At 68.2% G+C, this 13,389-nt stretch carries 9 protein-coding genes and 1 pseudogene; 4 read left to right on the top strand and 6 right to left on the bottom strand.

Features of this window, described 5'->3' with window-relative positions:
- Positions 1-6,465 (bottom strand): cadherin-like domain-containing protein (locus KBZ04_RS06925; RefSeq protein ID WP_254991213.1); only part of this gene is annotated, 6,465 nt, incomplete at its 3' end.
- 643 nt (positions 6,466-7,108) lie between these two features.
- Between KBZ04_RS06925 and KBZ04_RS06920 the strand changes: the two genes are divergently transcribed.
- Complete coding sequence (locus KBZ04_RS06920; RefSeq protein WP_254991212.1) at positions 7,109-8,422, top strand: hypothetical protein; 1,314 nt, start codon at positions 7,109-7,111, stop codon at positions 8,420-8,422.
- An 18-nt stretch (positions 8,423-8,440) separates the two neighbouring features.
- On the opposite strand, the gene KBZ04_RS06915 is transcribed toward KBZ04_RS06920, so the two are convergent.
- Complete coding sequence (locus KBZ04_RS06915) at positions 8,441-9,109, bottom strand: DoxX family protein (protein ID WP_254991211.1); 669 nt, start codon at positions 9,107-9,109, stop codon at positions 8,441-8,443.
- Between the two features lie 32 nt (positions 9,110-9,141).
- The gene (locus tag KBZ04_RS06910; RefSeq protein WP_254991210.1) at positions 9,142-10,683 is read right to left on the bottom strand and encodes an FAD-binding domain-containing protein; all 1,542 of its coding nucleotides are present in this window, start codon (positions 10,681-10,683) and stop codon (positions 9,142-9,144) included.
- Between the two features lie 340 nt (positions 10,684-11,023).
- On the opposite strand from KBZ04_RS06910, the gene KBZ04_RS06905 reads away from it, so the two are divergent.
- From KBZ04_RS06905 to KBZ04_RS06895, 3 genes are all read left to right on the top strand, one after another.
- Complete coding sequence (locus KBZ04_RS06905; protein ID WP_254991209.1) at positions 11,024-11,230, top strand: hypothetical protein; 207 nt, start codon at positions 11,024-11,026, stop codon at positions 11,228-11,230.
- 76 nt (positions 11,231-11,306) lie between these two features.
- Positions 11,307-11,450, top strand: coding sequence for a chlorophyll a/b-binding protein (locus tag KBZ04_RS06900; protein WP_254957045.1), 144 nt, complete (start codon positions 11,307-11,309; stop codon positions 11,448-11,450).
- Positions 11,451-11,532: 82 nt separating this feature from the next.
- The gene (locus KBZ04_RS06895) at positions 11,533-12,309 is read left to right on the top strand and encodes a hypothetical protein (protein ID WP_254991208.1); all 777 of its coding nucleotides are present in this window, start codon (positions 11,533-11,535) and stop codon (positions 12,307-12,309) included.
- Between the two features lie 6 nt (positions 12,310-12,315).
- On the opposite strand, the gene KBZ04_RS06890 is transcribed toward KBZ04_RS06895, so the two are convergent.
- The 3 genes and pseudogenes from KBZ04_RS06890 to KBZ04_RS06880 form a co-directional block, all read right to left on the bottom strand.
- On the bottom strand, positions 12,316-12,528 hold the full coding sequence (locus KBZ04_RS06890; protein WP_254991207.1) for a DUF2973 domain-containing protein: 213 nt from the start codon (positions 12,526-12,528) through the stop codon (positions 12,316-12,318).
- 70 nt (positions 12,529-12,598) lie between these two features.
- Positions 12,599-13,192, bottom strand: a complete 594-nt coding sequence (locus tag KBZ04_RS06885) for a pyridoxamine 5'-phosphate oxidase (RefSeq protein WP_254991206.1) — start codon at positions 13,190-13,192, stop codon at positions 12,599-12,601.
- A 7-nt stretch (positions 13,193-13,199) separates the two neighbouring features.
- Positions 13,200-13,389 (bottom strand): annotated as a pseudogene (locus KBZ04_RS06880) (SAM-dependent methyltransferase); the annotation flags it as partial.

The following is a 13,389-nucleotide window of genomic DNA, read 5'->3' as shown; positions in this document are numbered from 1 at the left end:
GGTGGTGCCAGCCAGGAGGGTGCCTGTGCTGGTTCCGCTGTCCTCGGCGATGGAGCGGGTTTCGCTGGCGTCGCTGAAGTCGTCGTTGACCGGTGCCACCGTGATCAGGAACGTCTGGATGGCGCTGGTGTCGACGCCGCCATTGGCGGTGCCGCCGCTGTCGCGAATGCGCACGGAGACGGTGGCGGTGCCGCTGGCATTGGCCGCCGGGGTGTAGGTGAGACGCCCACTGGCGTCGATGCTGGGCTGGACGCTGAACAGGGCGCTGTTGTTGTTGCTGACCAGAAAGCTGAGGGCCTGGCCGGCTTCATCGGCCCCGCCGCCGCGGCTCAGGCCCGTCGCCCAGCCGTCCACGCTCTGGGCGCCGGCGTCCTCCAGCAGGGTCTGATCCGCTCCCTTGCTGAACGCGGGCACGTCGTTGACGGCGATGACGCTGGTGGTGAGGGAGGTGGGGTCGGAGTAGCGGTCGGTGGGGCCGAGCAGGGGGGTGAGGTTGGTGGCGGCGCTGAAGCTCACGGGCGTGTCGGCGACGCGGAGGGTGAGGCCGCCCGGGGTGCCGTTGAAGTTGGGGCTGCTGGGGAGGAAGCGGAGCGAGGCGGAGGTGGGCAGCAGCAGGGCGGCGCTGTCGCTGGGGGAAGCGATGGTGACCCAGCCGCCGCCGGCGTTGAGGTTGTACTGCCAGACGCCCTCGGCAGGTGTGGCGGCATTGCCGGTGATGGCGATGCCGCCGAAGGCGGAGGCGGCATTGGCGCCGCCGCTGACGGCGCGCTGGTCGTCGGCCGTATCCCTGAAGCCGAAACCGAGGCTGGAGATGCGTGCTCCGGGCGGGTTGGGGTTGTCCTCGCTGGTGGCGGCGAGGGTGGCGGCGGTGGCGGTGGGCCGGTCGTTGACGTTGGTGACGCTCGTGGCGATGGAGCGATTGACAGCACTCCAGGCACCGGTGGCGGTGGTGCCGCCGGCGGTGGCGAGGTTGTAGGTGGTACTGGGCGTGCTGCTGGTGGCCAGGGCGGTGCTGGCATCGGCGAGACGCACCAGGAGGCGGCCGGGGGTGCCATGGAAGTTGGCAGCGGGCAGGAAGCGGACCCGGCTGGCGGCGTTGAAGACCAGGGCGGCGCCGGTGGAGAGGCCGGAGCTGGGGATGGTGATCCAGTCGCCAGGGGCGGCGGGGTTGGGGGAAGCGGACGTGGAGATCTGCCAGACGCCCTGGGCAGGGGTGTAGCTGGTGGAGCCGACGACGGCGAGGAAGGAGAAGGGGGTGGCGGTGTTGCCGCCCCCTCTGGCGGTCTGGTTGTCGGTGGCGTCGGAATAGCCGAAGGCCAGGGAGCTGAGGGTGGTGCCGGCGATGTCGGTGGCCGCGAGGTCCTCGCTGACTGAGGGCAGGACGACATTGGTGGTGGCGACGGGCCGATCGTTGAGCGGGGTCACCGTCAGGGCCACGGTCTTCACGTCCTGCCGGGCGCCGCCGCTGCCGGTACTGCCCAGGTCGTTGACGGTCACCGTCAAGGTGGCGCCGCCGTGGAAGTTGGCCCTGGGTGTGTAGGTGAGTGAGGCCAGGGCCGCGTTGAGGTTGGCCTTGGTGCCGGTCACCGTCACCGAACCGGTGCCGTAGTTGCCCCCGGTCACGGTCAGCCCCGTGCGGCTGACCAGGTTGATGCTGCCGCGGTTGACAGCCACGGTGAGCCGCTCGAGGGCGCCGAAGTCGTCGGCGTCGGAGAAGCTGATCCGATTGGCGCCGGTGAAGCTGTTGGCGCTGCTGTCCTCAACCACGCTGCGGGTCGCCGGCACGGTCAGCACCGGTGCCTCGTTGGTGGAGGACACGTTGATGGTGAACGCGCCGGTGGCGGTGTTGTTCCCGGCCACACCCACGGTTTCGGCCCCGTTATCAAGATCGAAGGCGGTGGCGGTGATCGTCACCACCCGATCCACGTTGGGATTGGCCGGGGTGTAGCGGAGGGTGTTCAGGGCCGCCTGCACCTGGGCCCGGGTGCCCCGCACCTGCACGCTGGCCGTGCCGTTGGTGGTGAGGCTGGCGCCGTTGGCGTTCTGGATCAGCAGGGCGCCGTAGGGGCTACCGGCATCGGTGGCGCTCAGCGTCACCCGGATGTCATCGGTGGCTCCCTGGCTGGCGTCCTTCGTGTCCTGGACGGCGAAGCCGCCGCTGATGTTGAGGAAGGTGCCGCTGGCTAGCACGGTGTTGGCGGGAACCGCCAGCACCGGCGCATCGTTGACCGGGGTGATGCGCACGCCGTTGTCGACGGACACCCTGTTGCCGGTCGGGACATTGGCGTGGCCGAAATCGGTGAGGCTGGTGCGCAGGTAGAGGTTGCCCAGGCCACTGCCGGCGCCGTTGAAGTCGGGGGCCCCCTGGAAGCGCAGCAGGTTGAGGGCGGTCTGCACCGCCGTCAGGGGGCCGCTGAGGCTGATCGTGTTGGTGCCGTCGCCGCTGCTGGCACTCAGGCCGGCGGTGGCCCCCAGCAGCAGACGCCCTTCGGTGCCGGCATTGGCCAGGACCGTGCGGGCGGCATCGCGGAACAGCTGCACCTGCACGGTCACGTTGCGGCCGAAGCTGTCGGCGTCGGCCAGCACGAAGCCGCCCAGGGTGACGCTGGCGTCCTCGTTGACGCTGAACAGCGTGGCGTTGCTGATCGCGGGCAGATCGTTGAGGTTGGAGGCCGTCAGCGCGATGTCGCGGCTGATGCGGTTGTTGGCGGCGCCGATGGCCACCGGATTGCCGGCCGCATCGTCCTGGTTCTCAGGACCGCCGTTGGCCCCGCCACTGAGCACCCCGGTGGCGTCGTAGAGGCGGTCGTTGACGCTCACGCGCAGCTTGAGGGTGCTGGCGTCGAGATCGGCGCCGAAGGCCAGCGTGAGGCTGGCGAGCACCGCATTGATTTCGCTGCGGGTGCCCTGCACCACCAGGCTGTTGCTGCCCTTGCCGCTCAGGAACGCCCCCGCTGAGCTGGGATTGGCCGAGGTGAAGGAAATCAGCCCGGAGGGCACCACCGCATTGGCCCCATCGAGCAGCTGGGCCTCGATCCGCAGCAGATCGGTTTCTCCGGCCACGATCGTGTCCAGATCCCTGTCGCTGGCCTGCAGTAGCCCGGCGGTGGCCACGGCCACCGGAGTGGTGCCGCTGCCGAACACATCAAGGGCCACCGGTGCGCTGAGGGTGGGCAGGTCGTTGGCCAGCGTGATCGCGATGGCATAGGTGCCCGGAACGTTGTTGGTGGCGCCGCTGATCGGGTTGTCGCCACCGCCGTCGCTGACCGTGAAGCTGAAGGCGTCGCTGCTGGTCTCGGTCCCGTCGTGCAGGTAGGTGATCAGGTTGTTATCGAGATCGGCCTGGGTGAACACGCTGTCCAGGCCGAGGGCACGGCCGTTGAGGAACAGCCGACCGTTGCTGGGGAGTGAAGTGATCCGGAACTGCCGCTGCAGAGGACTGTTGTCGGAATCGCTGTACACCAGACTCGGCTCGTTGCCGGCGCTGCCGTTGCTGCCCTTGATCACGGCCCGGGAGCCTTCCACCAGGCTGAGGGGCGCGTTCTGGCTGGCGACCGGAGGATCATTCAGGGGCGCGATCGTCAGGGGCACCGTTACCGGGGCACCGGGGGCGTCCAAACGGTCAAAGGGGGTGAAGACGAAGCTGTCGGCAAGCTCCCCGGGCCCGTCGTTGCCGTTGTGGCGATAGCGCAGGCGGCCCGCCGACAGCTGGCTCTGGCTGATGCGCAGGGTGGTGCGGTTGAGGCTGCCGCCGCTGCCATCGCCGATCACGGTCCAGGCGCCAGCGCCGGTGACGTCGAACTCCAGGACGCCATCGCTCGGCAGGGTGTCGATCCGCAGCCGGAGCTGGTCAGCGCTGTCCGGTAGGGAGAAGCTGCCGGGATCCCAGAGGGGATCGGCACCGGGATTGGGGTTGACAGGAGCGCCGGCAAACACCTGCTGCCCTGAGCCGTCGACGTCGGCGATGCGGATGTCGCGACGCTCCGCCGGCCCCAGAAGCGGACCGGGGCTTGGACTGTTGAAGGTGAAGCTGCCTCCTTCCACCAGCAGGGCTGTGCTGCCACTGACGCTGGCGCTGGGGGCATCGTTGATCGGGGTGACCCGGATCGCGAAGCGGAAATCACCGGCCCCGTTGCCGACCACGGCGCGGCCGTCGCTGATGGTGAAGCCGAAGCCGGCGTCGAAGACTTCCCCTCCGTCGTGCACGAAGGTGAGCCGCCCGTTGTTGATGTCGTCCTGGGTGAAGACGTCCAGGTTGTTGAGGACCACACCGTTGAGCCGCAGGCTGCCTCCCGCTGGCGCTGCGGTGAGCCGGTAGACCTGCTCGGCCGGGTTGCTGTCGCTGTCGCTGATCGCCAGATCCGTGGCCCGGATGGTCACCGTGGCGCCTTCGCTGCTGCGGAGCAGGTTGTTGGTGGCCAGAGTGGGGGCGGCGTTCGGCGGCAGGGAGGTGGGAGCGTTGCCGCCGCCGCTGCTGGGGGTGCCCAGGGGATTGAGGTAGGTGAGGCTGAAGCTGATCGGCGTCAGCGGATCCCCCGGAAGGGGCTGGGGCGTGCTGTTGGTGTGGATGCCGCCGTCGCGGGTCTGGCTGAAGCCAGCGGGCAACAGGCTGATGGCGCCGTCTTTCACCGTGAATGTGAAACCCGCCGTGGTGCCGGATGGGGTGCCGTTGATGAAGTTGAACCGCAGTCGGCCGGCATCGATGTCCGCCTGGCTGAAGCTGGCGCCGCTGCGCAGGCCGACCCAGGCGCCACCCTGGAACACCTGCAGTTCCCCCCGGGCCGGATCCGGTGGTGAGCTGAGGGTGTAGGTGAGGTTGGGGGTGGGGGAATCGGCGTCGCTGACCCTGAGGGCGGCACTGGTGATGACCGTGCTGCCGGTGGGGGTGACGATGGGGGTGTTGGTGGTGAGGGTGGGGTCGTCGTTGACCCGCTGCACCGCCAGGGTGACGACGGCGTTGGTGCTGAGGGCACCACTGGCGCCCTGGCCGCCGCCGTCGTCGCTCACCCGCACCGTGAAGCTCTCGTCGGGCGGAAAGCCGCCGTTGAGGTCGTTGCCGTCGTGGTCGTAGGTCAGCCCCACCAGCGAGGGAAGGGTGAACGGCGCCGTGATCGGGATGCCGTTGTAGCGGAGCGTGCCTCGCAGGGGCAGGGAGGTGATGACGACCGAATGGGCCACCCCTGGGGTCTGATCTGCATCGGCGATGGTCAGCGTGACCGGTACCCCTTGCTGGCCCTCGAACACGGACACCGAGCCACTCACGGCCGGCGCCTGGTTGATGGGGGTGAGGCTGATCGGCACCGTCGCCGAAGCGATCCGCCCGCCGGCACCATCGTCAACGGAGACCGTGACGGCATCGCTGTCACTGCCGGCGATCACCCCGGGCAGCACCTGGGAGCCGTCGTGGGTGTAGGTGAAGCTGCCGACGAAGCTGCTGGAGAAGGTGGAGCCCACCACCAGGGGATTGCCATTGAGCCTGATGGTTCCTTTGCCCGGCAGGGAGGTGATCCTGTAGATCACCTGCTCGGGCAGGTTGTCCACATCCGAGAGGGTGAAGTTCGCCAATGTGAAGTTGGCGGTGCTCCCTTCCGCCACCACCAGGGGGCTGGTGACCAGGGTGGGGGCATCGTTGACCGGGGTGACCTGGATCGGCCCGGTGGAGAGGCTGATGGGGCCATCGCCGTTGGTGAGATCCGTGGCGGTCAGGGTGAGGCTGGGCGCCTCCGGCGTGTTGACGCTGTTGGCGTTGGGGGCCGGCGTGAACAGGAGGCTGGCGATCGTTGCATTGATGCCGCTGGTGATCAGGGCGGCGCTGGCCAGGGTGGCCGTGCCTCCCGTGGTGGTGATCCGCAGCCGCAGGGTGATCGGCCCCGGCGCACCGTTGTCGCTGTCGGCCACGCTCAAGCCGGTGATGGCCAGGGGCGTGTCTTCGGCGGTGGTGCGGGTGCCGACAAAGCTGTCGCTCAACAGCGGCGCGCTGGAGAGCTCCGCTGCCACCGGCTGACCGTTGATCAGCAGCTGGCGGCGATCGTCGTCTGCGGCGATCGTCCTGCGCTGCTCCGAGCTCAGGGGAGTGCCGCTGACAAGAGCGGCGAACAAGGCGCCTTCATCCCCTTGGGAGTCAAGCGGGCCGTTCAGCCAGTGGTTGATGGCATGGCCCACTTCCTCCAGAAGGACACGGCGAAGGGTTTCGCTGGTGGCGGCCAGAGACAGCCAGTTGGCATTGATGGCAATCCGCTCACGCCCTTGTGGGTCAAGGGCGATGTAGGCGCCCTGGGCTCCTGCGAGTTCCGTGCCGCCGCGCAGCTCGATCACCAGGCGAAGGCCAGGCCCCCGCAGCCGTTGACTGAGGGCGATGACGCGTTCTCTGAACCGCTCGGGGTCAGTCCCAGCGAAACCGAAGGCCTCGCTCAGCAGGCTTTCATAATCACTCCGAAAGGACAGACTGTCGAGTTGCTCATTCACCCAGGAAACAGCGGAGTCCCACAGCCCCTCAACACTGCGGGTCAGGGGTTGATCAATACCTTTCTGAAGGTAAAGATGTTGAAGTTCAGAGAACGACTCTGACCCCTGCAGGTCCTCCCGTTGTTCCATGCGGGCCATCAGCACAGTGATTCCGAAGATGTCATGAAGATTAAGTGCGCTTCATGAAGATGGATCGATCTTACCTAATAGCCCTTTCGCAGGTCGTGGACAGCGCGCGACTCAACCCGCTGAGATCCCATCAAAAGCCAGCCGATTGGGGCCAGCAATCTTGGAGAACCATTAAAGAAAGGCAAAAATCCCCTAAGTAATCCAGGTCTGTCCTGTCTTTACGTCTCAGCCTCCCTATAAAGTCTCAATTTCTTATCTGTTCTGAATGCTGTCTGGTTGCTGTCCTGAGCCGTCTGCTGAATCGCCCTTGCATCCAGCCTCGTTGGCCCCTTCATCGGCGGTGGAAACTGTCAACCATCCAGGGATGTCCGCCCGTCTTGCCTCCGTTTCGGGGAGCACCTGGTTCAGCACATCAGGGCTATCGGCACCTACCAGCGCCGGTTCGGCCGTTCGCCCTCGCCAGCGGAGGCCAGGCCTTCGGTTCGCCCTGCTTCTTCCCGTTGTGGTCGGCGCCATGCTCGGGGCCGGCGAGGCCCAGGCGGTCCTGTGCCCAGACGGAACCGAGGCTGAGTTCTGTCTGCCACCACCAGTCACGCCTCCGGTCACACCCCCAGTCACACCCCCAGTCACACCGCCGGTCACCCCGCCGGACCCCGCCCCTGCCGCCGTCGCCCCGCCCCGTCCCCTGCTGGTCGATGTCTACCGCGTCGATGCTCGGCTGCTACCGCTTGGCGCCGGCATCGGCTGGCAGAGCTTCAGCCGGGACCTGCTGGAGATCCTTCCCCAGAAGGTGCGCAACACCTCGTCCCTGGCCGTGCCTGTTCCGGAGGGTGGATCGGATTCGACGTTTCGATTCAGCCTCAAGCCGGGTGGCTACTTCAGTGAACGCGACGGCTGGCGGCTGCGCCTGTTCGGCAACGGCTTCGGCGGCCCCCTGATCCAGGGGGCCTCGGGAGGCAACTCCTCCTTCCGTGGTGCCCAGACCGGCCTGCTGCTGAATTACGCCCTCGGCGATCTGGTGATCGGCGCCTATGGACGGTTCGGCAGCTTCTCGGCGGATGGAGGCTCCTTTGCTGCCGTCGGTGGCAGCCAGTTCAACGGCGCTACCGCCCGTACGCAGCTGGGGGGTGGAGGGCTTCTGCTGCAGCTGGCCAAGCCCAGCTGGTTCGTCGGCCTGGCGGCCGGTGGCGATGGACTGCAGGCGGATCAGCCCGTCGCCATCAACAGCAGCAATGCCTTCGGGATCCGCAGCAGCACCCCGTCGGTGGGAGGAAGCGCCTTCAACCTGGCCACCCGTCTGGGCGGCAGGATCACGCTGTCGGAGAGCCAGATCCTCGAGCCCAGCGCCCTGCTGACCCTGACAAGCCTCTCCCTGGGGGGCGTCACCGTGCCGGATCTGGCCACCAACCGCCTCTGGAATGTTCCGTCCTCCGGCAGCACGGTGGGCACGGCCGACATTGGACTAACCTGGCGAGCGACCCTGCAGGACGGCCCCAATCTGATCACACCCTCCCTGCGCCTGAGCTGGCTCGGGGCCGGTTTCCTGGGCCAGGCACCCTCCAACCGGGTGACCGACGGTTTCGGCCTGGCCGCCAACCTGCCCGCCGGTTCCGTGATCCAGGGCAGTGGTCTGGGGCTGCATGGCGGCCTGGCCTACACCCTCCGCGACAACACCACCTTCTATGTGCGAGGCGGGGCGGGCTTCTACGGCGGTGGCACCTCCTGGGATCTGGGCGGGGGCATCCAGTTGCGTTGGGGCGGTGCCCCCAGGAGCCAAGCCCGGATCACTGGGGGACCAGATGCCGGGAAGACCGACCAGGCGAATTGACCTGAAGGCCCGCAAGGCTCAGCTGGCTTCGGCCGCCATGCCGTAAGACACCGACGCCTCGCTGACAGCCGGGGCGTTCGTCGCTGAGGTGTTGGAATCAGCCAACAGCCCATCGACGATGCCGGCATCAAACGAGTAGCGGCCCGGACCGACCAGGAGCAGGGCGAGGCTGCCGCCCAGATACAGCACCACCAGCTCGAGCACGTAGATGTTCAGGCCGCTGGTGAGGATGTGGTGGTAGGCGGCCACGGCCATGGTGCCGGTGAGGGCCAGGGCCCCCAGGGGCGACAGCAGGCCGAGGATCAGCAGCCAGCTGCCCACGATCTCCGAGTAACCCGCCACGTGGGCGAAGAACAGGGGGAAGGGCAGGTGCAGGGGTACCACGTAATTGGTGGCGAACGCCTGCGGATCGGCCAGTTTGTCCTGGCCGTGGTGGATCATCATTGCGCCGATCGCCAGGCGCAGGATCAGCAGGCCGGTGTTGGCCAGGCGCCCTTCCCGCAGGAAATAGGACATCAGGCCTTGGCGCACGGTCGCGGCGATGGAAGAGTCCTGGGCAGGGGCGCTGTCTCCGACGCTGATGGGCACGGCAGCGACGGCCGTCGGGCGGTTGAGCGCCAGCATCCACAGGGCGATGAAGGCGGTGAAGAAGCCCGCGAAGATCTCAAGCAGGAGGGTGGTGGTCATGGCGGCGGGAGAATTATGAAGATTCTGTCGCCTCAGGTAACGGAACGTGAAGCTCCCTCCCCGTGCAGGCCCAGGTCCAGGCAGAGCTGGCCGTCGGCAACCCGCCGCCGCCGGGAGCCGTGGCGTTCCTGGATCGCGGCGGCGGCGGCGCCGAAGCCGCTCTGGCGCCGAAGGCCCCAGAGCCGTTCCCGGGCCTCCCGGGCGGCGGCGGCCACATCCACGATCGGGGCGGGGTAGTCGCAGCCGATGCCGCAGCCGCTGGCCGCCTGGGTGGCCGGATCCATCCGCCACGGCTCGTGCCGCCAGATCGCCGGCACCCCGGCCAGTTCCGGCAGCCAGCGCCCCAGAAACACCCCCTCCGGGTCGTGGTCGAGGCCCTGCTTGATCGGGTTGTAGATCCGGATCGTGTTGATGCCCGTGGTGCCGCTCTGCATCTGGCACTGGCTCCAGTGGATGCCGGGCTCGTAGTCCACGAACTGGCGCGCCAGGTGCAGGCCGCTGTCGCGCCAGTCGATCCAGAGGTGATGGCTGGCGAACGACAGCAGCATCGCCCGCATGCGGAAGTTGATCCAGCCGCTGTGGTGCAGTGCGCGCATGCAGGCATCCACGAACGGCACGCCGGTGCACCCCGCACACCAGGCCGCCAGCCGTTCGGGGTCGGTGTGGCGCAGTCCCCGGGTGGCGGGATGGAGCTCCTGGATTTCGATCGAGGGCTCGCGTTCCAGCTTCTGGATGAAGTGGCAGTGCCAGTGCAGGCGCGACAGGAAGGCATCCAGGGCCCGGGGCCAGCCCGCGGCGGCCTCGGCGGGCAGGGTCGCCAGGGCGGCCCGCCGGGCCCGCGCGGCCTGGGTCACCTCCCCCATCGAAAGGGTGCCCCAGGCCAAGTGGGGCGAGAGTCGTGAGCAGCCCTCGAAGGCGGTCAGGGGACTGGAGAGCCTGTGGTGGTAGCCCCGCCCCCGCTGACGCAGGAAGCCGGCCAGCAGCTCCAGGCCGGCCTGGCGGCCTCCAGCCTGCCGCCCCGGGCAGGGGTCCGGCGCCAGGCCCAGTTCGGCGGCGCTGGGCAGCTCACGGGGGGCGATTCCCGCCAGGGGGGGCAGGGCGATGGGTGCCTCCAGCAGGGGTTCGGCCATGCGTTGCTCCCAGGCCCGGGCCCAGCCGCGGCGATCCTTCAAGCCCCGGATCACGCCGAAGCTGGCCCATTCCTGCCAGGGGATCCCCCGATCCCTGGCCCAGGCCGCCACGCGGCGGTCCCGGGCGAAGGTCCAGAGGTTGCCGGTCTCCTGGTGGCTCCAGAGCCCGGCGATGCCATGGCGACGGTGGGCGGCCTCCAGCACCGCCACCACATCGCCGACCCGCACCACCAGCGGCTGGCCCAGGCCGGCCAGCGCCTCCTGCAGCTCCTGCAGCGCCTCCCGGCAGAAGCTCCACTGGCGGGCCGAGCTGTCCGGTTGCCGCCACAGATCCGGTTCGACCACGTAAAGGGGCAGCACCGGTCCACGCCGGGCCGCCTCCACCAGGGGGCGGTGGTCGGCGAGGCGCAGATCGCGCTTGAACCAGACCACCTGAAGCGCCATCAAGGCAGGCTAGGAATCCGCCTCAGCGCTTCGGCAGGTCGCTGGGCCGAAGCACCACCACCACCACGCCTACCACGACCATCAGGGTCAGCACCGCCGCCCCGACCAGGGGCAGCAACGTTTCCGTCTCCATGGGTGTACCCGACGACTGAGCCTTCATCCTGCCCCTGGGCCCAGGCTCACGGGCAAAAAAAAGGACGGGTCAGCGAACCCGTCCCCGAAGAACGTCTTAAGAAATGTAAAGGATCGACGGTCCTGGCCGCGTCCATGGTTCCTCTGGGACCCTCACCACGGTCGCCGCCACGGCGCGCCACAATCTTTACGTTCCGTTACATCAGCCATGACGGTCGGCGAGCTCTATCTGGAATCCCTGGCCACCGGGATCATCACCCCCACCGAACTCTCCTGGCTCACCCATGGGCAGGACCGTTTTTCCCGCCTGGAGGAAGCCACCGCCCTCCGGCTCGGTCGCCTGCTCGATCAGGGCGACATCCAGCTGGGCTGCCGCCTGGAGGGTTGGAGGAATGGATCGGTCCCTGGGCCGTGAATGGCATCGCGGACGACAGTCACAACGCTTCACGATCGTTTACACTCCCTTCAAGTTTCGCAAACAAACTCCTTCCATGACCGACTCCACCTCCCGCTTCGGCTTCGTCGCTTTCGCTGAAACCTGGAACGGCCGTCTCGCCATGCTCGGTTTCGTGATCGGCCTGGGCACCGAAATCCTCACCGGCCAGGGCATCCTTGCCCAGATCGGCCTCGGCTGATTCGCCGGAAGGTTCGCCTGATTCAGCCCGGGTGGCCCTGCCATCCGGGCTTTGATGTCTGCAGCGTTCACCCCGATCCGCCATGGCGCACGCTCTTGTCTTTGTTCTGGCCCCGGAAGGCGCCCTGCCCGGCGATGGCGCGGCCTGGGCCGAACTCCTGGCGGCCCAGCGGCTTGGCGTCGGCAGCGGCATTGCCCTGCGCATGTTCCGCACGGCGACGCCACCCGAGCGGAGCCTGGATGAGCTGGTCGCTTCCGGTCAGGCCAATGTCAGTGGGGCCGATCCGTTCGTTCCCCTTCGCACCGATCCGTGCCAGGAGGATCTCGACTCCCCGGCGGAGACCGGGTCAGTCCGCCGGCTGATCTGCGATGCCCTGGTGCCCCACCTGGAGCCCCGCTCCCTCTGGCTCGGCGCCTACGAACTCAACGGTGCGGAGTTTCCGGGACGCATTGGCCACCCGGCGGATCGCCTGGCCGTCACCTCCATCCGCTGCCTCGACCAGTTCTCCCTGCGGGAGGCCGACAACGAAACCTGCTGGTTCTATCCCACTGAAAACGGCGATTACCTCTGCTGGGAAAACCAGCGGTCGCTTGAGCTCTCCCCCGGGTACCCCGCCGATCCGTGCCTACAGGAGGGCAGCATCCCCTACGAACGCAGCGACCTGCGGCTGCTCTGGTCGCTGATGGCTGACGATCAGGCCTTGACCTGCGTCGGGCTGACCTACCAGAGACGACGGATCGAATGGCCGGTGACCGCCAGTGATCCGGAGCCCTTTGCCACCTGGACCTCCTTCCGGGTCGACAGCATGGCCGATGACAACTACCGGGAAACGTCCAGCATCACTGTGTTTCCCAGTTGAGCTCCCTCAGCTGGCCTGTTCGTAGAGCTGCTCGAGCCGTTCGCGGCTGAGGTCCACGTACAGAACCTCCTCCCCCGGGGCGGGGGCTTCCGGGTGGGAGGCACGCCGCGTGGGCATGGACGAGGCGCTGCGCAGGTTCTGGGTCATCAGGGCGAAGGCGCCGCCGGCGATCACCGCAAAACTGACCATATAAACAATCGGGAACAGGGCTTCCAGCATGGGTCTCTCGCTTTGGCCCAGGCTAATGTAAAGATCTGTTAAACGTGGCCGTTGCCCTCGGCAGTAACCCTCACGGATTGATCCATTCCTCCTGCCAGTCTTTGTCGGCGAGCCAGCGACGGCGCCGGTGGGGGTGACCGGCCAGCTCCAGCAGCTCCACCCGTTGCAGCCGCACCCGCAGCAGCTCGAAGTGCTCCGGCCGCGGGGCGTCCTCCCCCAGTTCCCGGGGGAACGGAGCGTCCGCCTGCAGGGGCTCCCCCGGCGCCGGCCAGCCCCAGAGAGCCCGGCCCGTGGGGGTCAGGCCCTGCCAGTGGCGATCCAGCGCCTGCCGTTCCTCCTCGCCAGCGAGCGGGAGCCGATGGCCCCGGAGGCGGAACTGGCAGCGGGGCTTGGGCAGCACCCAGCAAAGCTCCAGCGGTGCCTTCCCGTTCAGTTCGCCGCTTTTGGCGCTGCGGCGGTCGGTGAGCAGATCCAGGGCCACGGCCCCTGACCAGCAGCGGAACACCAGGGTGCGCACCCGCGGGGTGCCATCCGCGGCCAGGCTGGCCAGCTGCAGCCAGCGGGCCTGGGGGGAGCGGCCCTGCCGTTCCAGGGCACCGCGGAGCAGTGGGCGCCATGGTGGCAGGGGCCCGTCCTGGGTTGGGGTGGGGATGGCGTCGGGCATGGGGTGCCTAAGGCGCAGGCTTTTCGGCCACCACGGCGAAGAACGGATCTCCCTGTCCCCCCAGCCAGCCCTGGGGGCCCTCGGCCCGGGTCGGCTCGGCGATCAGCTGCGGCGCCGGCCAGCCCTGGGCCTGCAGCACCCGGCTGATGTAGGCGAGGAGATCCTGGTCGCTGCCGTCCGTCCAGATCTGGGGGGCC

This window comes from Cyanobium sp. N5-Cardenillas (assembly GCF_024345515.1).
GTDB lineage: Bacteria > Cyanobacteriota > Cyanobacteriia > PCC-6307 > Cyanobiaceae > Cyanobium.
The sequence above is the reverse complement of the archived record's forward strand: the minus strand, read 5'-3'. Positions and strand labels throughout refer to the sequence as shown.